Origin of the sequence: Bradyrhizobium sp. HKCCYLRH2015 (assembly GCF_051168215.1) — a bacterium.
GTDB lineage: Bacteria > Pseudomonadota > Alphaproteobacteria > Rhizobiales > Xanthobacteraceae > Bradyrhizobium.
This window is the reverse complement of the sequence record NZ_JBNPUO010000011.1, coordinates 275,063-297,524: the sequence shown is the minus strand read 5'-3', so window position 1 is coordinate 297,524 and position 22,462 is coordinate 275,063. Positions and strand designations below refer to the sequence as shown.

Annotated in this window: 20 protein-coding genes; 7 read left to right on the top strand and 13 right to left on the bottom strand. The window is 66.5% G+C overall.

What is annotated here, in order from left to right; genetic code table 11:
* The first annotated feature begins 128 nt into the window (after positions 1 to 128).
* Positions 129 to 785 (top strand): TetR/AcrR family transcriptional regulator, encoded by a 657-nt coding sequence (locus ACQR1H_RS27970; protein ID WP_315805365.1) that lies wholly within the window; start codon positions 129 to 131, stop codon positions 783 to 785.
* Positions 786 to 787: 2 nt separating this feature from the next.
* Here ACQR1H_RS27970 and ACQR1H_RS27965 read toward each other — a convergent pair whose 3' ends face one another.
* Positions 788 to 1,504, bottom strand: a complete 717-nt coding sequence (locus ACQR1H_RS27965; protein WP_315805341.1) for a GntR family transcriptional regulator — start codon at positions 1,502 to 1,504, stop codon at positions 788 to 790.
* A 174-nt stretch (positions 1,505 to 1,678) separates the two neighbouring features.
* Between ACQR1H_RS27965 and ACQR1H_RS27960 the strand changes: the two genes are divergently transcribed.
* From ACQR1H_RS27960 to ACQR1H_RS27945, 4 genes are read left to right on the top strand one after another with little or no spacing between them, the layout of a single operon-like run.
* Positions 1,679 to 2,572, top strand: a complete 894-nt coding sequence (locus ACQR1H_RS27960) for a VOC family protein (protein WP_434908506.1) — start codon at positions 1,679 to 1,681, stop codon at positions 2,570 to 2,572.
* 25 nt (positions 2,573 to 2,597) lie between these two features.
* Positions 2,598 to 4,151 carry a bifunctional 3-(3-hydroxy-phenyl)propionate/3-hydroxycinnamic acid hydroxylase gene (locus tag ACQR1H_RS27955; RefSeq protein ID WP_434908505.1) on the top strand — a complete coding sequence of 518 codons (1,554 nt, stop codon included), beginning with the start codon at positions 2,598 to 2,600 and terminating at the stop codon, positions 4,149 to 4,151.
* Positions 4,152 to 4,184: 33 nt separating this feature from the next.
* Positions 4,185 to 5,507, top strand: coding sequence for an MFS transporter (locus ACQR1H_RS27950; RefSeq protein ID WP_434908504.1), 1,323 nt, complete (start codon positions 4,185 to 4,187; stop codon positions 5,505 to 5,507).
* 9 nt (positions 5,508 to 5,516) lie between these two features.
* The gene (locus ACQR1H_RS27945; RefSeq protein WP_316182953.1) at positions 5,517 to 6,368 is read left to right on the top strand and encodes a fumarylacetoacetate hydrolase family protein; all 852 of its coding nucleotides are present in this window, start codon (positions 5,517 to 5,519) and stop codon (positions 6,366 to 6,368) included.
* Between the two features lie 144 nt (positions 6,369 to 6,512).
* Here the strand turns inward: ACQR1H_RS27945 and ACQR1H_RS27940 are convergent, their stop codons facing one another.
* Positions 6,513 to 8,093: a DHA2 family efflux MFS transporter permease subunit gene (locus tag ACQR1H_RS27940; RefSeq protein ID WP_434908503.1), complete on the bottom strand. Its 1,581-nt coding sequence runs from the start codon at positions 8,091 to 8,093 to the stop codon at positions 6,513 to 6,515.
* Between the two features lie 12 nt (positions 8,094 to 8,105).
* Complete coding sequence (locus ACQR1H_RS27935) at positions 8,106 to 9,371, bottom strand: HlyD family secretion protein (RefSeq protein WP_434908502.1); 1,266 nt, start codon at positions 9,369 to 9,371, stop codon at positions 8,106 to 8,108.
* Between the two features lie 314 nt (positions 9,372 to 9,685).
* Here ACQR1H_RS27935 and ACQR1H_RS27930 point away from each other — a divergent pair, with 314 nt between their 5' ends.
* The gene (locus tag ACQR1H_RS27930) at positions 9,686 to 13,027 is read left to right on the top strand and encodes a CHAT domain-containing protein (RefSeq protein WP_434908501.1); all 3,342 of its coding nucleotides are present in this window, start codon (positions 9,686 to 9,688) and stop codon (positions 13,025 to 13,027) included.
* An 8-nt stretch (positions 13,028 to 13,035) separates the two neighbouring features.
* On the opposite strand, the gene ACQR1H_RS27925 is transcribed toward ACQR1H_RS27930, so the two are convergent.
* Genes ACQR1H_RS27925 through ACQR1H_RS27885 form a run of 9 tightly spaced genes read right to left on the bottom strand, consistent with a single transcriptional unit; the run spans position 13,036 to position 20,712 of the window.
* Positions 13,036 to 13,728: a YoaK family protein gene (locus tag ACQR1H_RS27925; RefSeq protein ID WP_434908500.1), complete on the bottom strand. Its 693-nt coding sequence runs from the start codon at positions 13,726 to 13,728 to the stop codon at positions 13,036 to 13,038.
* 19 nt (positions 13,729 to 13,747) lie between these two features.
* On the bottom strand, positions 13,748 to 15,127 hold the full coding sequence (locus tag ACQR1H_RS27920) for an alginate export family protein (protein ID WP_434908528.1): 1,380 nt from the start codon (positions 15,125 to 15,127) through the stop codon (positions 13,748 to 13,750).
* Positions 15,128 to 15,168: 41 nt separating this feature from the next.
* Positions 15,169 to 16,059: a glyoxalase gene (locus ACQR1H_RS27915; RefSeq protein WP_316239298.1), complete on the bottom strand. Its 891-nt coding sequence runs from the start codon at positions 16,057 to 16,059 to the stop codon at positions 15,169 to 15,171.
* 27 nt (positions 16,060 to 16,086) lie between these two features.
* The gene (locus ACQR1H_RS27910; protein ID WP_315805331.1) at positions 16,087 to 16,512 is read right to left on the bottom strand and encodes a DoxX family protein; all 426 of its coding nucleotides are present in this window, start codon (positions 16,510 to 16,512) and stop codon (positions 16,087 to 16,089) included.
* Positions 16,512 to 18,389 carry an amidohydrolase gene (locus ACQR1H_RS27905; protein WP_315805330.1) on the bottom strand — a complete coding sequence of 626 codons (1,878 nt, stop codon included), beginning with the start codon at positions 18,387 to 18,389 and terminating at the stop codon, positions 16,512 to 16,514. Before ACQR1H_RS27905 ends, ACQR1H_RS27910 begins: the two co-directional genes overlap by 1 nt.
* Positions 18,386 to 18,673, bottom strand: a complete 288-nt coding sequence (locus ACQR1H_RS27900; RefSeq protein ID WP_315805329.1) for a XapX domain-containing protein — start codon at positions 18,671 to 18,673, stop codon at positions 18,386 to 18,388. The genes ACQR1H_RS27905 and ACQR1H_RS27900 overlap by 4 nt, the downstream gene beginning before the upstream one ends.
* 14 nt (positions 18,674 to 18,687) lie before the next feature.
* Positions 18,688 to 19,332 (bottom strand): hydrolase, encoded by a 645-nt coding sequence (locus tag ACQR1H_RS27895; RefSeq protein WP_315712755.1) that lies wholly within the window; start codon positions 19,330 to 19,332, stop codon positions 18,688 to 18,690.
* 27 nt (positions 19,333 to 19,359) lie between these two features.
* Entirely contained in the window at positions 19,360 to 19,872 is a 513-nt protein-coding gene (locus tag ACQR1H_RS27890) for a hypothetical protein (RefSeq protein WP_315805328.1), read from the bottom strand.
* A gap of 15 nt (positions 19,873 to 19,887) precedes the next feature.
* The gene (locus ACQR1H_RS27885; protein ID WP_315805327.1) at positions 19,888 to 20,712 is read right to left on the bottom strand and encodes an alpha/beta fold hydrolase; all 825 of its coding nucleotides are present in this window, start codon (positions 20,710 to 20,712) and stop codon (positions 19,888 to 19,890) included.
* Between the two features lie 139 nt (positions 20,713 to 20,851).
* Between ACQR1H_RS27885 and ACQR1H_RS27880 the strand changes: the two genes are divergently transcribed.
* The gene (locus tag ACQR1H_RS27880; protein WP_434908499.1) at positions 20,852 to 21,901 is read left to right on the top strand and encodes an AraC family transcriptional regulator; all 1,050 of its coding nucleotides are present in this window, start codon (positions 20,852 to 20,854) and stop codon (positions 21,899 to 21,901) included.
* Between the two features lie 33 nt (positions 21,902 to 21,934).
* Here the strand turns inward: ACQR1H_RS27880 and ACQR1H_RS27875 are convergent, their stop codons facing one another.
* Positions 21,935 to 22,390 carry a nuclear transport factor 2 family protein gene (locus tag ACQR1H_RS27875; RefSeq protein ID WP_410053194.1) on the bottom strand — a complete coding sequence of 152 codons (456 nt, stop codon included), beginning with the start codon at positions 22,388 to 22,390 and terminating at the stop codon, positions 21,935 to 21,937.
* Between the last annotated feature and the right edge of the window lie 72 nt (positions 22,391 to 22,462).

The window sequence follows — 22,462 nt, the reverse complement described above, 5'->3', positions numbered from 1 at the left end:
ACGCCCCAGGCATGAGCAGCGGCCCCCGGCCGCGTTGATTGAACAATCCGGACCCCTGTGCCAAACAGGACGGGAACACAAAGGCCGCGAAAGAAAGCCTCGAAAGAAAGAAAGCCATGGCGGATCGAATGGTTGCTTCCAAGACGGCGCGCGGCAAGGTGGGGCGGCCTCCGCTCGAACGTGCCGGCGAGGTCGAGGAGCGCATTCTCGATGCGGCAAAGACGGTGTTCCTCGCAAACGGCTTCGAGGGCGCGAGCGTCGACGAGATCGCGCAGACCGCGCGTGCCGGCAAGCCGACCATCTACGCGCGATTTCCCAGCAAGGCCGCGCTGTTCGCGGCCGTGATCGCCCGCCATGCCGCGCGCAACACCCAATATGAGAACCTGGTGCCGCAGGGCCGCACCTTCCGCGCCCGGCTGATCAGCCTCGGACTCACCCTGATCGAGCGCGCCTTCGTCGAAGACACGATCGGCCTGATGCGGACCGCGATTGCGGAAAATCCGCGGTTTCCCGAGCTGACGCTCGAGATCCAGGACACCGCGCGCAAGCGCGCCACCTGCAATGTGAGCCATGCGATCGGCGAGCTCGCGCGCGCCGAAGGCCTTGCCGGCAAGGGCGCGTTCTCGGCCGATCGCATCGAGGACAGCGCACGGATCTTCCTCGATCTCGTCGTGTTCGCCGTGCTGATCCGCAGCCTGCTCGGCGAGGACATGCGCACCCTGAAGAAGGAAGCCCAGGCGCATGTCGAGAAGCGCGTCGACTTCTTCCTCGCCGCGACGACGTGATCCTAAATCTGCTTGTCCTTGCGCAGCTCCGGAAAGATCGTCTCGTCCTGCAGGATCACGTCGGCGGTGCGCTGATAGTGCGCCGTGAGCAGCGCAACCGCGCGTTCGGTGTCGGCGTCAAGCACGGCGTTCACGATGTCGGCGTGCTCGTCGCCGACGGGGCGTGACGGAAACGCCTTGCGGATCGACAGCCGGCGGTAGCGATAGAGCTGGTCGGCAAGCTGGCCGCAGAACGCGATCAGCGACTGCGAGCCGCAGTTCGAGATCAGGACCCGATGATAGATCCGGTGCAGCCTCTCCCACTCCGGATTGTCCTCGAACGTGGTCGCGCTGAGCGAGCGCGGCGCGCGGCTGAGCCGATGCTGCGCCAGCACCAGTTGCTCCTCCCAATCAGGCGTCGCCGCCGCCATCGACTCGCGCAGCGCCAGCGCCTCGACCCAGCAGCGGGTCTTGGTCAGCTCGGCGAGCTCGGCGCGGCTGATGTCCTTGACGTAGAAGCCGCGCTGCTCGCGCACCTCGACCAGTCCGTCGGCAGTGAGGCGGTTGAGCGCCTCGCGCAGCGGTGTCTGCCCGGTCTGATAGGTCTCGGTCAAAAACCGCATCTGCAGCTTGCGCGACGGCGCCAGCCGGCCGGACAGCAGGTCCTCGCGCAGCCGGTCATACACATGACTCGCCTGCGTCGACGGGCCCTGCCCCTCGGCCTCCAAAACCGCATCCACGCCCGATCTCCTCTGAATCAGACGACATGTATAGAGCGAGGCTACAGAACATAAAATTTATAAATTCTTATTGATTCCTATTTTTTATGTAATAAAAAGGACGAGCCGGTTCTGCCGGCCAGGGATAGAAACGTCGCGCGTCCTCACCCGGGCATCGCGCAGGAGGACACGCTCATGACCCGGTTTCCGGTCGCGGCTCTGCGCAGCGTCGATCTGGGCACGCCAGATCTCGCGCGTTCGGAAGCGTTCTATCGACAGACCTGGGGGCTGGAGCGCGTCGCGGAGGCCCGCGGCATCGTCTATCTCCGTGCGACCGGCAGCGATCATCATGTCGTAGCGCTGCACCAGAGCGAGCGTACCGAGTTGAAGGCGGTGACTTTCCGCCTCGCCGAGTCCAGTGATTTCGATGCCGTCAGCCGCAACGCCATCCATGAAGGCGCGACGCTGATCGCAGCGCCAGCGCCGAACCCCGGTCCCGACGGCGGCGTGATCATGAGCCTGCGCGGCCCCGAAGGCGGCGTGCTGCGCTTCGTTCATGACGACCTCAGGCACGACGCCAAGCCACCGCGGCCCGAGCTCCCCGAGCGGCTCGCCCACGTCAATCTCAACAGCACCGACGTCAATCGCACGGCTGCGTTCTACGAGAAGGCGCTCGGCTTCAAGCTGACCGATCGCTCCGCGGCGATGGCGTTCGTCCGCTGCAACTCCGATCACCATGCGGTGGTGATCGCCGCCGCCAAGGTGAACGGCCTCAACCACGTCGCCTTCCTGATGCCGACCTGGGAAGGCGTGATGCGCGGCGCGGGCCGCATGATCGATGCCGGTCATCCGATCGCCTGGGGCGTCGGCCGCCACGGCCCCGGCGACAATGTCTTCGCCTACTTCATCGATCCCGTCGGGACCGTGATCGAATACACCGCCGAGGTGCTGCAGGTCGACGACGACTACGTCGTGCGTGGGCCGGAGCATTGGGTCTGGCCGCCCGGCCGCACCGACCAATGGGGCATCGCGCCGCCCAAGGCCGAGCACGTCAAGGCCGCGCAGCTCGCGGTCGGCTACGCCGCCTGACTCGTTGTCCAACTCCAGAGTTTCCATGTCCGCCACGTCCGATCACAAGCATTTCGAGGTTGCCGTCATCGGCTTCGGTCCGACCGGCGCCATCGCCGCGAGCCTGCTCGGCATGCAGGGCATCAAAACGCTCGCGATCGATCGCGCTGTCGAGATCTACGACAAGCCGCGCGCGATCGCGCTCGATCACGAGATCATGCGGCTGTTCGACAATCTCGGTATCGCCGAACAGGTCAGCCGCCATGTCGCGCCGTTCCCGGCGTCCGAGCATTTCGGCGCACGAGGGCAGTTGATCCGCCGCATCGACATGGTCGGCCCGCCCTACCCGCTCGGCTACACGCCGAGCATGGTGTTCACGCAGCCGCCGGTCGAACAGATGATGCGCGATCGCGTTTGCGCCTGTCCGTCGGTGACGGTCGAGCTGGGCACGAGCCTCGTCGCGATCCGGCAGGATGCAACGGCGGCGACCGTCGTGCTGCAGCGGGCGGACGGCACGACGCATCAGGTCACCGCCGACTACGTGATCGCCTGTGACGGCGCCTCCAGCACCGTGCGCCAGCAGCTCGGCATCAGCTTCGATGATCTCGACTTCGACGAGCCATGGCTGGTGGTCGATCTTCTCGTGAATGCTGGCAGCGCCGGCAAGCTCCCGGCCACCGCGGCGCAATTCTGCGATCCCGCGCGTCCGACCACCTACATCATCGGTCCCGGGAACCATCGCCGCTTCGAGATCATGCTGCGGCCGGGGGAAGACCGCCACGCGATGGAGCAGCCGGAGCAGGTCTGGCAGTTGCTGTCCCGCTGGCTCGGGCCCAAGGACGCCACACTGTGGCGCGCGGCGAGCTACCGCTTCCATGCGCTGGTCGCGCACCGCTGGCGCCAGGGTCGTGTCCTGCTCGCCGGCGATGCCGCGCATCAACAACCGCCCTTCATCGGCCAGGGCATGTGCCAGGGCCTGCGCGACGCCGCCAATCTGTGCTGGAAGCTCGCGCGCGTGTTGCGCGGCCAATCGACCACGGCCCTGCTCGACAGCTATGAGAGCGAGCGCAGCACGCATGTGCGCGAGCTGACCACGCGCATCAAGGCGATCGGCCGCGTCATCTGCGAGCAGGATCCCGCGGCCGCAGCGGCACGCGATGCGCGTATCCTTGCCGAAGGCGGCGGCGCGCCGCGCACCATCACCCGGCAGGAGATCGTGCCGCCGCTGACGCAGGGACTGCTCGCGACCAGGGCAAACGCGGCCAATGGCACGCTGTTTCCGCAGCCTTGGATCGTCGGCGACGGTGGTGGGCGAGCGCTGCTCGATACCATCGCCGGCACCGGATGGCGGCTCGTCCTCGACGGGCGGGGCGCGCTGAACTCGAGCTCGATCGACGCTGCGACCCGCGACGCCGGGATCAGTGTGATCGCCATCGGCGGTCACGGCTTGCACGAGGAGAGCGCCGTCGTCGCACGCTGGTTCGAGCGCCACGGCTGCAGCGCCGCGCTGGTGCGCCCCGATCATTATGTCTACGGCGTCGCGACGGACGCGCCGGAGCTCGCCGCGCTGCTGAGCGAGCTGAACCAACGACTGCACTAATCAAAACAAGAGAATGTCAAACGGGGAAACGCCATGACCACATCATCGGACACCGCCAGACCCAGCGTGGGAGGACGCGCGATCGCCGTCCTCATCATGCTGTTCCTGTTCCAGACGCTGAACTTCTTCGACAAGCTGGTATTCGGCCTCTCGGCCGTGCCGATGATGAAGGAGCTTGGCTTGAGCCCGAAGGAGTTCGGGCTGATCGGCAGCAGCTTCTTCCTGCTGTTCTCGCTGTCGGGCATGGCGGTCGGCATGTTCGTCGTCGGCCGCTTCCCGGTGAAATGGCTGCTCCTGATCATGGCCGCCGTCTGGTCGGCGACGCAGATCCCGATCTTCTTCTCCGGCTCGATCGCCGTGCTGGTGATCTGCCGCATCATTCTCGGCGCCGGCGAAGGCCCGGGACTGCCGACCGCGCTGCACGCCTGCTACAACTGGTTTCCCGCCGACCGCCGCAGCGTGCCGAGCGCCGTGGTGCTGCAGGGCATCAGCGTCGGTCTGTTGGCCGGCGGTCCGATCCTGACCTATGTCATCGTGAGCCATGGCTGGCGCACCGGCTTCCTGTTCTGCGGCCTGCTCGGGCTCGCCTGGATGCTCGGCTGGTTCTTCGTCGGTGGCGAAGGACCCTACTCCGCCCATGCGCCGGAGGCTTCGGCGGCGAAGGACAAGGCGTTGCCGGCGCGCGTGCTGTGGGCCGATCCGACCGTGATCGGCGTCATCATCATGTCGACCGCGTCGTACTGGATCGTCGGCATGTCCGCGACCTGGCTGCCGCCCTATCTGCAGCTCGGGCTCGGCTACAAGCAGGTCGATGTCGGCTGGATCATCTCGGGGATCTACCTGTTCCAGTCGCCGCTGCTGCTCGGCGGCTCCTGGCTGACGCAGGTTCTGCAGCGCAGAGGCTTCAGCCTGCGTGCCTGCCTCGGCCACGCCTCCGGTCTCGCGCTGCTCGCCGCCGGCTGCGCGCTGCTCCTGAGCATCGTCACCTCGGGGCCGCTGCAGCTCGCCTGCATCGCGATCGCCTTCGCGGCGCCGAGTCTCACCACGATCTTCGGCCCCGTCGCGCTCGGCGCCGTGGCGCCGGCAATCCAGCGCGGCCGGCTGATCGTCGTGATCTATTCCGGCAACGCGGCCTCCGCGCTGGTGTCGAATGCGCTCACCGGCTGGATCGTCGGCGAGGCCGGCGGCAACGCGCCGCTCGGCTACGCCCACGCCATGACCTTCACCGCCGGCGTGCTGATCGTCGGCGCCATCTCGGCCTTCGCGCTGATCTTCCCGGAGCGCACCATCGCGCGCTTCGCGAAATCGGCGCAAGAACCGGCTTCTCCCTCCGCCGTAGCGGCGGTTTCGACCTGAGGACATCGGATGAGATTTGCAAGCTTCACCATCGACAATGCGCCGACCTGGGGACTCGTCGAGGGCACCGACGTCGCCGATCTCGGTGCCGTCCTGCGCGACCGCTTCCCGGACCTGAAATCGGCGATCGCAGCGGACGCGCTGAAGGAGGCGGCTGCAGCGGCCTCAGGCGCAAGGCGGCATCCGATCTCGGCCATCAGCTTCCTGCCGGTGATCCCGAACCCGGACAAGATCCTTTGCATCGGCTTGAACTACGAGACGCACCGCAAGGAGACCGGCCGCTCCGAGGTCGAGAACCCCACGGTGTTCGGCCGCTTCGCCAACAGCCAGACCGGGCATCTCACGAATATCATCCGCCCGCGCGTCTCGACCGATCTCGATTTCGAGGGCGAGCTCGCCATTGTGATCGGCAAGCCGGGCCGCTACATCCCGCGCAGCGAGGCCTTCAAGCACATCGCCGGCTATGCCTGCTACAATGAGGGCAGCGTCCGCGACTTCCAGCGCCACACCCACCAGTTCACGCCGGGCAAGAATTTTCCGGCGACCGGCGCGTTCGGCCCGTGGCTTGTGACCCCCGACGAGATCGACGACCTCGGCTCGCTGCGGCTGCAGACGCGGCTCAACGGCGAGGTGGTCCAGGACGCGACGATCAGCCAGATGATCTTCGATATCCCGCGCCAGATCGAATACTGCTCCTCGTTCACCCGGCTCGAGCCGGGCGACGTGATCGCCACGGGCACGCCCGGCGGCGTCGGCTCCCGCCGCACACCGCCGCTGTGGATGAAGCCCGGCGATGTCGTGGAGGTCGAGATCGACAAGATCGGACTGCTGCGAAATGGCATCGCCGACGAGGCGGTGTGAGCGCCCCTGATGTTCCTGACCGTCATTCCGGGGCAGCCCGCCAGGGCTGAACCCGGAATCTCGGGATTCTCGGGTGCGCAACTGCGCACCATAGTTCGATGCTTGCGCATCGCCCCGGAATGACAGCCGAACAACCGTGCTTCCTCAATGCGCCATCGCCGGGCCGCCGCCGAGCTTGACCTTGCGGAGCGTCAGGGCCAGCGGAATCGCCGACAGCGAGATCAGCATCAGCGCCCAGTAGACGTCGACATAGGCGAGCAGCGACGCCTGCGTCTGCACGGTCTGGCCGATCCAGGCGAGCGCCTGCTGCTGCGCCTGGACCAGCGAGCTGCCATGGGCGGTGAAGTAGTTCGTCACCTGGTGCAGCGTGTCCTGATAGGCCGGGTTGGACGGAATGGCATTCTCGACCAGCCGGCTCTGGTGGAATTGCGCGCGGTGCGCCAGGATGTTGGCGGCGAGCGACACCCCGATCGACCCGCCGGTGTTGCGCGCGGCGTTGATCAGCGCCGAGGCTTGGTCGGTCCTCTCGGGTGGAATGCCGTTGTAGGACGCGGTCGTGATCGACAGGAAGATCAGCGGCAGGCCGATTCCGATCAGCATGCGGGATTCGGCGAAGAACCAGAAGTCCACATTGGCATAGACCCGGGTGAGGTCATACATCGCGAAGGCGACGACCGCGGCGCCCGTCATGATCATGTATTTCGGCTGCACCTTGCCCGAGAGCCGTCCGACCACGAACATCATCGCCATGGTGACGAGGCCGCCCGGCGACAACACGAGGCCCGCCCAGGTGGCCGTGTAGCCGAAATCCTGCTGCACCATCTGCGGCAGCATCTGCGTGGTGCCGAGCAGGATCGCGCCGGTCGCCAGCATCACCAGGAAGCTGGCGCCGAACTGGCGCGACGCCAGCATGCGGACGTCGACCGTCGGGTTTTTCTGGTTCATCTCCCACGGGATCATGGCGATGAAGGCCGCAACGCAGACCGCGGCGGTCACCAAGATGAAGCGCGAGTCGAACCAGTCGTCCTCCAGGCCACGGTCCAGCATCAGTTCGAGCGCGCCGAGGAAGGTCGCGACCAGCATGAATCCGACGACGTCGAAGCCGTGCGCCTGCTTGCGCCGCTCTTCAGTGACAGCTTCAGGCTCCTTGAGGATCAGCCCGATCAGCAGCATCGCGGCGACGCCGACGGGGCCGTTGATCAGGAAGCACCAGTGCCAGGAGACGTTGTCGGAGAGATAGCCGCCGAGCGTCGGGCCGACGACGGGCGCGACCACGACGGCGACGCCGAACAGCGCGAAGGCCTGGCCGCGCTTTTCCGGCGGGAAGGAGTCGGCGAGGATCGATTGCGCGACCGGCACCATGCCGCCGCCGCCCAGGCCCTGCATGATCCGGAACAGCAGCAGCACCTGCAGATTCCAGGCGAAGCCGCACAGCACCGAGCTCAAGGTGAACAGGCCGAGGCACATGATGAAGAAGGTCTTGCGGCCCAGGCGCTTGGCGAGATAGCTCGACGCCGTCAGGATGATCGCGTTCGAGACGAGATAGGTCGTCACCACCCAGGAGGATTCGTCCTGGCTCACGCCCATGCCGCCGGCGATATAGGGCAGCGCGACGTTGGCGATGGTGGTGTCGAGCACCTCCATGAAGGTCGCGAGCGCGACCAGCACCGCGATGATCCACGGACTGCCGGCGCGCGGCGCGGAGAGAGCGGCAGCCTCACGCATGGCGGACCTCCCTCACAGCACGGCCTTCAGCCGCTCATAGAGCGACGGCCTGGCATCGACGCGCACGGTCGGCACCACCGACATGCCGGGACCGAGCGCGACGTCCGTCGGCGGATCATCCATGTCGATCTTGACCGGCACGCGCTGCACGATCTTGACGTAGTTGCCGGTCGCATTCTGCGGCGGCAGCAGCGAGAAGGCCGGGCCCGAGCCGGACTGCACGCTGGCGACATGGCCGCGGATCTCGCGCTCCGGATAGGCGTCGATCTCCAGGGTCACGGGCTGGCCTGGACGCATCTCGTCGAGCTGGGTTTCCTTGAAATTGGCGGTCACCCAGACGTCATCGGGCACGAACATCGAAAGCGCCGTGCCTTGTGCCGCGAACTGGCCGTCGGCGGCACTGAGATTGACAACGCGGCCGGGCTGCGCCGCGGTGATGGTGGTGTAGGACAGATTGAGCTGCGCCTGGTCGCGCTGCGCCTGCGCCTGGGCGAGATTGGCATCGGCGCTCTCGCGCTGCGCCTTCAAGGACTCCAGTTGCCGCTGCGCCACCTGCAGATTGGCCTGCGCCGAGGTCAGCGCCGCCTTCTGCTGCTGGAGCTGCGATGTGTATTGCTGCTCGCTCTGCACCGTGCCCGAGCCGGTGCGGGCGAGGTCCTGATAGCGCTTGGCCTGCTGCTCGGCGAAGGTCAGCCCGGCCTGGGCCTGCTCGACCTGGGCCTGGCCCGCGGTGATCTGCGCCTGCTGCACCTCGATCTGCGCATCGATGTTGCGGATCGCCGCCTGCGCCGACTTCACCTGCGCATCGGCCTGGGCCAACGCGGTCTTGTAGTCGCGATCGTCGATGCGCGCGATCACGTCGCCGGCCTTGACGTGCTGATTGTCGGTGACGGGGACGGCGGTGATATAGCCGGAGACTTTCGGCGCAATGGAGAACTGGCGGGCCGCGATGAAGGCGTCGTCGGTGGTCTCATAGTGACCGGCCGCATCGTAGTAGACGTAGCCGCCGGCGCCGACGGCGAGCAGCAGCACGAGACCCAGCGCTGCCCCAAGCGGATGCCGCCGGATCAGGCTCCTCCGGGCCCCCTCCTGGCGCTGCCCCTGCTCCGTCGGCGATGGACCGGGCTCCGCAGCCGGCGCCTTGGCCTCGATCTGCTGCGGAGTGTCGCCAGAGGCATCCCCGCGCCATTGCCGCACGGCACGATCGCGCGCGGAGACCACCGGATCGTCGTTGGCCGCAGATGGAACCTCAGCCGATGACAGAGCTTGCTGTGTCATCACGTCTCCTTGAAAAGAACGGAACCGTTTCGTTTCTACAGTTGGGCGCGATGCATGTGGGACGCAATGGCGCACCGCGATGCGGCCAGCTAAACTTTTCGTCATTGGAGGTCGCCGACGCGCGTTCTCCTGCGCCTCCACCGCGAACCGCCGTGAGCAAGGTCAACTGCGTGACGCAGCCGCGGTTGCAGTCTCACGTCATCGCGTTGACTCGATCAACGCGGCTAAATACAACACACGCATAATAAGAAATTGTTAGGGTCGGCAACCGACTACCGCGGAAGATGCCGACGTGATCCTATTGCGAGGCACGCATGCCCGTCCGTCAGGTGCCAGGCTCAGACCTGCAATATGTGCTCATCGCCTTCGATGCGACGGGGCAGGAGCGGCGAGAGGCCGACGGTTCGCTCGCGAGCGAGATGGTGGTGAACCGCCTCCATGCGCTGGGCGCGGCGGTCAGCGATATCATCCTGCTCAGCCATGGCTGGATGGGCGACGTCCCTGCGGCGATCGAGCAGTATGACCGCTGGCTCGCCGCCATGGCGGCGCTCGACGCGGATCGGCTCGCCGCCGCGCGGCAGCGTCCTGGCTTTGCGCCCGTCATCATCGGACTGCACTGGCCGAGCCTGCCGTTCGGAGACGAGACATTGCCGTCGGGCGGCGGCGGGTTGCTGTCGGCCGACACGCCGACGGCATCGCTCGAGGCGGAGGTGGAACGCTATGCGGCCCGCATCGCCGACACCCCGGCGGCGCGCGCCGACATTCGCTCGATCCTCGAGCAGGCGCGCATTGCGCCGGCGGCCACGTTGCCGGACTCGATGCGCGATGCCTATCTCAGGCTGTTCGCTGCGTCCGGCCTTGCGATGGGCGATGTAAGCGGACGCCCCGGCGCCGAGCAGGACCGGTTCGATCCGTCCGTGATCGTGAACGAGGCACGGAGCCTGCCTGCCGATGCGACCCCAGGCACGCTCGGCCTCGGCGACGACCTGCGCGAGGCGCTGCTGGCGCCGCTCCGCATCCTGTCGTTCTGGAAGATGAAGGATCGCGCGCGCCAGTTCGGCGAGGCCGGCGCCCATGATGTCCTCGTCAAGCTGCAGCAGGCGGCGCCGGCGGCCCGGGTGCACCTGATGGGCCACAGCTTCGGCTGCATCGTCGTGTCGGCGGCCGTCGCCGGCACGCCCGACGGCCGCGCGCTGCCGCGTCCGGTCGAGACGATGTTCCTGGTCCAGGGTGCACTGTCGCTGTGGTGCTATGCCGAGAGCATTCCGCAGGCCGCGCCAGCGCAGGGCTATTTCCGGCGCACGCTGCTGAAGGGGCTCGTGCGCGGCGCATTCGTGACCACCCGCTCGAGCTACGACCGGGCGAACGGATGGTTCTACCCGCTCGGAGCGCGGCTGAAGCAGCAATATCTGCTCGATACCGACTATCCGCTGTACGGCGCCATCGGCAGCTTCGGCGTCCGCGGCACCCAGCCTGTGGCGACCGTCGACATGCCGATCCAGGATGTCGGCTTCAGCTACGGTTTCGGCAGCGGCCGGGTCTACAACATCGAGGCGAGCCGGATCATCCGGAACGGCGGCGGCGCGGCCGGCGCCCACAGCGACATCGCCCACCCCGAGGTGGCTCACGCCTTCTGGGCCGCGATCCTGGCCGCGCCCGCGGCCGTCAGGCCGCAACCCGGCAGCATCGGCGGCGGGCTGCTCAGCGACGACATCCGCCACTTCGATCAACAGCGATACGATCAGCAACTCTGGCGGCAGCGAACGTTCGAGCGGACTTCGGAGCAGGTGCAACAGGTTCAGCGGCAGGAACAGCAGCAGCAGGTCGAGCCGGGCCAGCGGCAGCAACGCGAGCAGCAGCAGCGGGAGCAGAGTCAGCATCAGCAGCAGCAACGGCAGCAGGAAGAGCAGCAGCAGGTTCAGTTGCCATATCCGCAATGGGCGCCGCCGCCGACCGTTCCGCAGCCGCCCCCGCTCGACAACCGCAAAGCCTATCCGCCCGGCGAGCAGCGCTGGATCAATGCCGGCTTCGAGGATCTCGATGCGCCGTTGAAGCCGGGCCAGTGGTACACGTTCGCTTTCGACGTCGACATCCAGCAGAGCGGCGTCTCGTCGGTGCCGCTTGCCGACGAGCAGCTGTTCCCGGAAGGAACCTCCGATGTCACTTTGACCATCCAGCTCGACAGCGACGATTTCGAGCTTTCCGACAAGAGCCGCCCGCTGCGCCTGCCGCGCACCGGCAAGTCGCGCAACAAGGCGCGGTTCGATCTGTCGCCGAAGAAGTTCGGCCCGTCGGCGCTGCGGGCGACGGTCCACAAGGACGGCAATTTCGTCCAGCAGATGGACCTCGTCATCGATGTCGGCGCGGCGCCCTCGCCCCGCGTCGAGGGCGCGCATGGCCGGCCCTACTCCTCCGCCAGCGTGCTCAATCCGCGCGATGTCGGCCTGTCGATCATGCCGATCGCGGGCGGCTACGACTGTCTCGTCTGGAAGCCCGTCACGGTCCGCGCCCGGCTGCCGTTGCTGTCGGACTACCTGGCCAAATCGATCGAGATCGTGCGCCAGGAGCTCATGAAGGTCGTGACCCATCAGAACGCGGCCGGCAGCTTCGTCTTCCAGAGCGGGATCGACATCGCCGATGCCGACCGCGACGCCGCCCTGAAGATCATGGCGCGGGCGGGATCGGCGCTGTTCCAGAAGCTGTTCTTCGGGCCCGCCGCGGCGCAGGATTCCAAGGACATCGGCGACTTCCTGCGCAAGCTGACCAGCGACCGCTCCAGGCGGCTGAAGCTGCAGATCGTGGCGGAGGCGACCACGGTGCCGTGGGGCCTGCTCTATGTCGGCGATGCCTCGGCCGGCGCACAGCTCGACTGGGACAATTTCATCGGCATGCGCCACGTGATCGAGCAGATCCCGATGCAGAACACGCCGCGCATCTCCGACTGCCTGATCCCGAGCGACAAGCCCGAGCTCAGCATCAGCCTGAACGTCAACGACAACATCGACCGGCAGATGGGCGCCGACCTCGTCGCCCAGCAGCAGCGGTTCTGGCTCGCGGAAAAGGCGGCACGCCGCAACGTCCACATCGTGTCGCGCACGACCAGCAAGGAGCTGGTCAAGGCGCTGGCCGACGAGACCACCAACGACCAGATCCTCTACCTCTATTGTCACGCCCGGGCGACCGGCCTCGACGACCCCGGCGGTCCCGACAGCTCCAGCCTGGTGCTGACCGATGCCGGCATCACGCTGGGCGAGCTCAGCCTGGACGCCCCGACCAGCAAGCTGCTTCCCGGCAACCCCCTCGTCTTCATCAACGCCTGCGAGTCGGCCGAATTGTCGCCGGCGTTCTACGACGGCTTCGTGCCGTATTTCATGGCCAAGGGCGCGCGCGGCGTGGTTGGAACGGAATGCAAGACCCCGGCGATCTTCGCCACGGCCTGGGCGAAGCGCTTCTTCGAAAGCTTTCTCGACGGCGTGCCGCTGGGAGAGACCTTCCTCAGCCTGCGCCGGGAATTCCTCCGCGAGCACGGCAACCCGCTCGGACTGCTCTACGCTGTCCACTGCGACGGCGACACCCAGGTTGCGCCGTCGCTGCCACGGCTGCCGCCGACGGCGCCCGCGCCGACCGTCCAGCCGGCCCTCGGCACAGGCACCTGACGGCGTCCTCAGCGCGCCGGCTCAGGCCCGGCGAGGCGCACGCCGAGCGCCAGCGCGGCGACGACCGGCGGCACGACGAAACACCAGCCTCCCAGACGCATGAACAGCAGCGCCGCGGCGCCGCAGCCGAGCGCAAAGGCGAGCACGTTGATCGCCATCTGCATCAGCCGCGCCGGCGGCGGCGCCTGGCCTTTGTCGCCGACATAGATCCTGTCGGCGAGGTCGATCATCACCTGCGTCGTGGTGCCGGTCATCAGGGTCGACGGCGGCGAGCTCGGCAGATGGATCCGGTGCACCGCGTTCTGGATCGCCATGGCCGCGACCAGCACCATGCCGGTGATGATCGCCTCGCGGCTGTCGCCGTCATGGAACGGGCCGAAATGGATGGCGAGCACGGCGCCAAGGACGAGCAGCACCAGCTTGACGCCGATCAGGACCTCGAACGCGCGCGACCACCGCCGCGACAGCAACGTGCCGGCCAGCCGCGTCGCGATCACGACCAAGCAGAATACCGGGAGCGCCAGCAGCTTGGCGGTCGCGCCCGAGGTGCCCAGTGCCAGCGCCGCACCGAACGTCACGAAGTTGCCGGTGACGTGCGCGGTGAACAGGCCCTGCAGCGCCAGGAAGCCGGCAGTGTCGACATAGCCGGCATTGACGCTGAGCAGCAGCGGCACCACGTTGCGGGACTCGAATTGCGACATGTGGTCCTGCTTTCGTTGTTCAGAGCGCGTATTTCAGCTCGATGCCGATGTAGTTGCTGTCGTGGCCGCCGGCGCGGCGCAGCGTGTCGCCGATCTCATAGTGCACGGCTTCCAACGCGCCTGTGAGGTTGGCGTTGAAGCGATAGTCAGCGCGCAGCTGCGCATAGGCGCCGGACCACGAGCTGCCCTGCCCCGCGGTGCCGGCGACCGCGACATTGGGCTGGACGTAGATCGCGTCCGCATTGGTCGCGCGCCATTGCAGGCCGATCGCGGCCATGAATGAGAGATCTGTCATGGGCTTCACCGTCAGCGACGGTTTGAGGTGAATCAGGTTGGTGTAGCCGGTGAAGCCGGCCAGCGTGAAGTAGTAGCCGTTCGGGAACAGCGGATTGAAGGTCTCGATTTTGCCGTCACCGGGATGGCGGTCGCCGGAGGCGCCGTCGAGCTGAAGGCCGATGCGCGGCTGCCAGGCGACGTCGGCGAAGGTGTAGCCGGCGCGCGCGCCGGCGCCCCAGGCGCGGATCTGCGTCGCCCCGACCGAACCCGCCTGCCCCATCGCCTCGAGATCCCAGTCGAAGCCGGCGAGCTTGCCGGCGAAGCGGATGTCCAGCACGTGGCGCTGCTCGAGGCCTGCGGCATCGAGGAAGCGCGCATCGTCACGCTGATAGTAGGAATAATACGACGACAGCTCGTTGGTGCCGAACACCTGGCGCTCGACGCGGAAGGTGTGGAAGAGGAACGATCCGTTCGACGTGTCGTCGAACGGGCGCACCAGCTTGTATTGCACCGGCTGGCTGACGAAGCCGATGAAGCGCCACGGGCCGCTCTCCCAGTCGGCCCACAGCGCGTCGAAGGACTGGCGCACGTTCGGCCCGTCGCGCGAGGAGACGAAGCGCTGCAGGTCGAAGTCGAAATCCTGCCGCCCGACCCGGGCCTTGAACGTGCCCTTCTCCGTCGCATTGACATAAGCGAGGAAGGCGAGCCGGAGATCGAGCGGGTTCTGGTCGACCGACGTGATGTTGGCCTTGCCGAAGGCTCTCGCGTCCTCGAGCTGGACGAAGGCCTGCCAATGCTCGTCGAAATGCGCGTCGGCATGGATCTGCAGCCGCTGCAGGACGTGCTGATCGGGCTTGGCGCCGCCGATGCCGAAGCTCGCCGCGTCCAGGCTCTCGAAGCGCTCACGCAGGGTCATGCCGAACGAGACATAGCTCTGCGGCACACCCGCTTGCAGCGGGACGTACTTGATCGGATCGAACGGCGCGGTGCGCAGCGCCGGATCGGCCAGCACCGACCAGTCCTCCTGCCAACGGTTGGTGCGGATCGTGGGACGCCCGGGAGCATCCTCGGCAGCGCCAGCGCCGCAGGACGCAGCGACCAATGCGACGGCCGCCGCCGTCATCGCCAATGCCTGAATGATCCGCACCACCGTCCCCCATCGGGCTACTTTACCAGCGCATGTATCTCCGCGACATAGCCGCCGGGAAACTGCACCACCGCCTGCTCGCGCTTGTCCGCCGTGAACGGCTCGACCAGCACGGTCGCGCCCGAAGCCTTGGCCTTGTCGAGCGTGGCCTTGAGGTCGGCGACCTCGTAGCCGGTCATCTCGCGGCCGAACGGATATGGCAGATGGCCATCGGTGACGAGCACGGTCATGCGGCCGAACACCGACTCGATGCGGATGCGCCGGTAGCGGTCGTTGGGCCGGCCGATCTCGACGCCCGGCGCCTTGGCCTCGTCGGAGATCACCTTGCCCTTTGAGAACCGCAGGAAGGCGCGGGTAAACGCCTCGGCGCGATCGGCCGAGACATAGACGCGGTTCTCCGGAACCTTCTCGAACGCGGCGTAGGACGGCTTGGTCGTGTGCCAGTAGAGCTGCATGTTGACGCCGCCCGGCCACTGGATCACGGCATCGCGGCCGATCGGATCGGGAAACGGCGAGACGACGACGTCGGCGCCGGCGGCCCTGGCGGCCTTGATGGCGGCGTCCATGTCGGTGACGAGATAGCCGGTGCGCTCTGCGCCGAACGGATACGGGATCGGAGTCTTGAAGCCGAACAGCGACACCGTGCCGACCGGCGTCTGCAGCAGCTGCGAGGTCGTGCTGCTCGGCGTCGGCGTCACCGTCGCGACGACCTGCTTGGTGCTCTGGCCGCCGAAGGTGGCGAGGAAGCTCGTGACGAACTTCTCGACGTCGTCGGGCGCGACATAGACATGCGTCGTGTCGTATTGCGCGCCGACGCCCACGAGCCGCGCGGTGTCCTTGGCGAATGCGGGAGCGCCGAACAAGGCGGTGGCAACGAGTACGCCGAGCAGATGACGGGAGCGGATCATGACAACCTCAGACAAATGGAGACCGGATCAGGCGCGGCGCGCGCGCCAGGACATGATGGAGACGAGCACGAGACCGGCGATCAGGCCGAGATGCTCGAAGAAGGAATTGAGCGCCATGAAGCGGTCATGGCCCTCCATGTGCCAGAAGTCGTTGGCGGTGAGCATGGCGACGAAGGTGAGCACGCCGAGCGCACCGGCGCCGAGCCAGGCGAAGCGGTTGACCACGACGAGCAGCGAGCCGATCAGCTCGACGGCGATTGCAGCGACCGCCCACAGCGCCGCCGGCTGCAGGCCGAAATGGGCCTGCTCGGCGACGGCACCGGGAAAATCCATCAGCTTCTGGACGCCGCCGATCACATAGGCCGAGACGAGCGCGAGCCGCGCCGCGGGCCAGAGCCACGGCCAGGCGAGCACCGCTGCGACCGGCCGCGGCGTGTCCGGGATCACGGCCATCACACCGCCCAGCAGGCGCAGCCGAGCGCGCCCCAGAAGCTCTTGAGGTCGGCGATCGGCAACTGGCTCGACCAGGACCGTGCATGGTCGTGGCCGTGGACGCCGCAGGCATTGGCGCAGCCGCACATCTGCATCGCCTGGGCACGCACCGCGCCGGTCTCATCCTTCGCGAGCCACGCGCCGTAACCGCCGAAGCGGCGCACCGGCGACCAGTCCGGCATCGCCGGCGGCGGCGCGGAGTCGTCCAGCATCTTGAAATCTGACGCCGCATAGACGACGCGGCCGCCGACCATGGTGAGATCGCTGGTGATGTCGGCGATCTCGGCCTCGGGACACGAGAAGAAGTCGCGGTCCGGCACAATCAGATCGGCGAACTGGCCGACCTCGATGCGGCCCTTGCGGCCCTCTTCATTGGAGAACCAGGTGACGTTCTCGGTCCACATCCGCAGCGCGGTCTCGCGATCGAGGCAGTTGCGCTGCGGGTACAGCCGCAGCCCGCCGACGGTGCGGCCGGTCACCAGCCACGACAGCGACACCCAGGGGTTATAGGAGGCGACGCGGGTCGCATCGGTGCCGGCGGAGACCTTGACGCCCTTGTCGAGGATCTTCTTCACCGGCGGCGTCGCCTCGGCCGCGCCAAAGCCGTAGCGCTCGACGAAGTACTCGCCCTGATAGGCCATGCGGTGCTGCACGGCGATGCCGCCGCCGAGCGCGGCGATGCGGTCGATCGACTGGTCCGAGATCGTTTCGGCATGATCGAAGAACCAGTTGAGACCCTCGAGCGGCGTATCCTGGTTGACCTTCTCGAATACGTCGAGCGCGCGCGAGATGGTCTCGTCATAGGTGGCGTGCAGCCGCCACGGCCATTTGTTCTGGACGAGAATGCGCACCACCTCTTCGAGCTCGCCTTCCATCTCGGCCGGCATGTCCGGCCGCGGTACGCGAAAATCCTCGAAATCGGCGGCCGAGAACACCAGCATCTCGCCGGCGCCGTTGTGGCGGAAATAGTCGTTGCCCTGCTTGTAGGTCGAGCTCTGCGTCCAGCGCAGGAAATCGTCCTTCTCGCCCTTTGGCTTCTGCGTGAACAGATTGTAGGCGAGCCGGATCGTGAGCTGGCCGTCATCGGCCAGCTTCTGGATCACGGCATAGTCGTCCGGATAGTTCTGGAAGCCGCCGCCCGCGTCGATCGCGCCGGTGACGCCGAGGCGGTTCAATTCGCGCATGAAGTGCCGGGTGGAATTGAGCTGATAGTCAAACGGCAGTTTCGGTCCCTTGGCGAGCGTCGCATAGAGTATGGCGGCGTTCGGCTTGGCGAGCAGCAGACCGGTCGGATTGCCCTCGGCATCACGCGCGATCTCGCCGCCGGGCGGTTGCGGCGTGTGCTTGTCGTAGCCGACGGCGCGCAGCGCGGCGCCGTTGAGAATCGCACGATCATAGAGATGCAGCAGGAACACCGGGGTGTCAGGCGCGACGGCGTTGAGTTCGTCGATGGTCGGCAGCCGCTTCTCGGCGAACTGATGCTCGGTGAAGCCGCCGACCACGCGCACCCATTGCGGCGGCGGCGTGATGGCGACCTGGGCCTTGAGCATCGCCATCGCGTCCGCGAGCGAGCGCACACCGTCCCAGCGCAGCTCCATGTTGAAGTTGAGCCCGCCGCGGATGATGTGCAGGTGATTGTCGATCAGGCCAGGCAGCACGCGACGGCCCTTGAGATCGATGACCTTCGTCCGGGGGCCGGCGAGCTTCATCACGTCCTGCTCGTGGCCGACCGCGGTGAACACGCCGTCCTTGATCGCGACCGCGCTCGCCGCGGGATTGGAGCGATCGAGCGTCGTGAACAGGCCGCGATGCAGGATGAGGTCGGGATGATCGGTCATGAGGTCTTCTCGTCCCGCGCCGGAGCGATGGTTGTGTCTGCCCGTCCGTGATGGCCGGGCAGCAGGCCGAAGATGTGCGTGGCGCAGGCCGCCTTCTGCCACGCGGCAGCAAGCGTGGTGCCGTTCAGGAGCTGCCTGCCCACGGGGATCACCTGCTCTCCGACGAGAATGCCGAGCAGGCCGACCAGCGCCACCAATGGCGGCGCCGGCGAGCGGACCTGAAGCAGGCTGTAGATCACGCCGACCAAAAGCCCTGCCCCGAGCGAGAACAGATAGATCTTCATCGTTCGTCCCAGGGCTACTTTGCGCCGCCTTCCGAGGCGTGCTCGCCGAGCGCCCATTTCGAGAAGCGGATCTGGATGCCGTAGGGCGAATGCGCCTTCAGGATCTCCATCATGCCGTCATAGGTCTCGGCCCGTGCCCAGTCCTGCTGCAGCTCGAAGGCGAACTGGCACGAGGTGATCGGCACCGCGCCGGCCTGCACCGCGCGATCCATCGCCCGGTTGTGCGCTTCGAGCGACAGGTCGCCGCAGGCATCGGCCGGGATATAGATCTCATAGCCTTCGCGCAGCATGTCGAGCGTCGGGAACAGCACACAGGCCTCGGTCCAGAGTCCCGCGATGATGAACTTCTTGCGGCCGGTGGCGGCGACCTGCTTGCGGAAGCCGGCATCGAGCCAGGAGTTCATCGCCGTGCGGTCGACGATGTCGTGCTCCGGAAACAGCTCGGTCACTTCCGGCATGAAGGGACCGGAGAACGAGTCCTTGGCGACCGTGGTGAGCACCGTCGGAATCTTGAACAGCTTGGCCGCCTTGGCGACGATCTGGATGTTGTTGAACACGCCGAGGCGATCATGCGACTGCACGCCCTGATACATCGCGGGCTGATAGTCGATCAGCGCCACGGCGCAGTTCTGCGGGGTCAGCATTTCGAGCTTGGACACGAGGTTCTCCTTGAAAGACCGAACGGATCAGGTGAGCGAAGCTCGCGGCGCCAGCGCGGTGGGTGCGAAACGCCGCCACGAGAAGACACCGAAAGCAATGAACAGAGCGAGCGTGACGAGCTGAGCTGCCGCGAACGGCGGCTCGCTCTGCGTCGGCGCCAGCGCATTGAGCACGCCGATCTTCTGGAACGACTGCACGATCGCGACGAAGACGTTGAGATAGAGCGAGAGCAGCGCGGTGACGACATAGACCCGTCGCCACCATCCCGACAGCCCGAACGCATAGAGAGCGGCGCTGGCCGCAATCAGCAGCGCGAGCAGGATGATGCCGATCATGCGCGGCGGGTCGAGACCGAACGGCGGCAGCGGAAAGCCGGTCACGCCGGTGAGGAAGGTCGTCACCAGGAACAGCGCCGCCCAGGCCGCCAGATGGCGGCCTGCCAGCATGCCGGCGAGCGTCACGAGCCCGGTCGCGATTCCAATCAGGCTCAGCACCACGTGGATCTGAAGAAACAGGGCCGTCGGAATTCCCCAGGTCATGCAAGCCTCCCCTGATCAGCTCTTGATGAAGGACAGCAGATCGGCGTTGATGGTCTCGGCTTCCGTGGTCGGCATGCCGTGCGGAAAGCCCTTGTAGGTCTTCAGCACGCCGTTCTTCAGCAGCCTGGCCGACAGCGGCGCGGAATCCGCGTAGGGCACGATCTGGTCGTCCTCGCTGTGCATGACCAGCACCGGCAAGGTGATCGTCTTGAGATCCTCGGTGAAGTCGGTCTGCGAGAAGGCGACGACGCCGTCGTAATGCGCCTTGGCGCTGCCCATCATGCCCTGGCGCCACCAGTTCTGGATCACGGCCTCGGACGGCTTGGCGCCAGGCTTGTTGTAGCCGTAGAACGGCCCAGCGGCGACGTCGCGATAGAATTCCGCGCGGCGCGTGGCGACCTGGGTCTGGAAGTCGTCGAACACGGATTTCGGCAGTCCGCCCGGATTCGCCGCGGTCTGCACCATCAGCGGCGGCACCGCGGCGATGATCGCAGCCTTGGCCGCGCGGCTCTCGCCATGGCGCGCGAGGTAGTGCACGACCTCACCGCCGCCGGTCGAATGGCCGACATGGATCGCGCTGTTGAGATCGAGATGTGCGGTCAGTGCCGCGAGATCGTCGGCATAGTGGTCCATGTCGTGACCGTCGGCGACCTGGGCCGAGCGGCCATGGCCGCGGCGATCGTGGGCGATGACGCGAAAGCCGTGATTGAGGAAGAACAGCATCTGCGCATCCCAATCATCGGCTGACAGCGGCCAGCCATGGCTGAACACGATCGGCTGGCCGGAGCCCCAATCCTTGTAGTAAATCTCTGTGCCGTCATTGGTTTTCAGAACGGGCATGATTTCTCCTGCGCGCCAGCCATGCGGTCGCACCACCGATTTTGGTATCGCGATCGCCAATATCAGGTGCTATGCAGTCTCATGTGCATCTGCACAATGACCCGAGGATGCCAAAGCACTGGCTCCAGAAGGCCAAGGGATGGCTCAGCAGATTCGAACCACATCGTCGTCCTGGATGCGCGGCGTTGCGACGACGCTGAACGAGCAAGGTCTGGATGCCGCCGCGCTGTTCGCCGAGGTCGGTCTGTCGATCGACGATCTCGACGATTGCGACCGCCGCTGGCCGACCGAGGCATTGAGCCGGTTGTGGGTGCTGGCGGCCGAGCGTTCGGGCAATCCGGACATCGGGCTGGCAAAGCTCGATGCGCCGCGACCTGACAACTATGGCGTCGCCGGCTACGCCATGATGTCGAGCCCCACTCTTCTCGCCGGGCTGATGCGCCTGATCCGCTACATGTGCCTGGTGAGCGACGCGGTGACCATCACGCTCGAGCCGGGTCATGGCGGTCGCTGGATACGAACCGACGTGTTCGGCGGTGAATGCCCGATTCCGCGGCAGCGTTATGACTACGGCGTCGTCAATCTGCTCAATCTATGCCGGTGGATGCTGGATCGTCCGCTGACGCCGCTCGCGACGCGTTTCTCGCATGCGGTGCCGCTGTCGATCGCGTGCTACAACAGGGCGTTCCAATCCCCGCTCGAATTCGATGCGCCGTTCAACGGCTTCCTGGTGTCGGATCAGGATCTCGCCTGCAAGCTGACGACCTCGGCGCCCGAGCTTTCGGCAATCCACGATCGGATCGCCGACGAGGCGCTGGAGCGCCTGGTCAAGGCCGACACCGCGCATCGCGCCCGCGCCGCGATCGCCAGGCTGCTGCCCGACGGCAGCCCGCTGCGCTCGGCCATCGCAGCCGAGCTCGGCTTGAGCGACCGCACCTTCCAGCGCCGGCTCGCCGATGAAGGCCTCTCCTTCAGCGACCTCGTCGACGATGTCAGGCGCGAGCTGGCCCAGCGCCATCTCTCCGATTTCCGCATGACGCTCACCGACATCGGCTATCTGCTCGGCTATGCCGACCAGAGCACCTTCTTCCGCGCGTCAAATCGTTGGTTCGGCGAATCGCCAGGCGAATACCGCTCGCGCGTGATGAGGGGCGTGCGTCGGGAAATCGCGCTCGCGCGCGGACCATGATCCGCCGGCGGGAGAGGCCTTCAGACGCGTTCTTCAGAACATCCCATTGGGATTGGCCGACTGCTCGGGAATGGGCTGAACCGAATCCCAGTGCTCCTCGATCTTGCCGTCCTTGAGACGGAAGATGTCGACGATGGCGTTGCCGCGGGTGCCGGGCTCGCGGATGGCGTGAACGCGCAGCACGACGAAGTCGCCGTCGACATGCACCTGCGTGATCCTGCTGTGCGACTGTGGAAACTTGGCCTTCAGAAATTCGATGAACTTGCGAAATCCCTCAGGGCCATCCTCGGCATTCGGATTGTGCTGGATGTAGGTGCCGAGATATTTCGACGCCGCCTCGAAATCCTTGCGATTGAGGCCCTGCTCATAGAAGTCGAGCACGATCGCCTTGTTGCGTTCCTCCTGGGCGGAATAGGCCCGCTGGGCCAGCACCGGTGTCGCCACCGTGGCGAACAGCACCGCAGCCACCGCCGCGAAACGCGTCATCATTCCGTCATCTCCTCCGGAGCGCAGGCATGATGCAGCCGTTGTCCGCCCCAGCTATTTCGGCTGCCGCCAGCT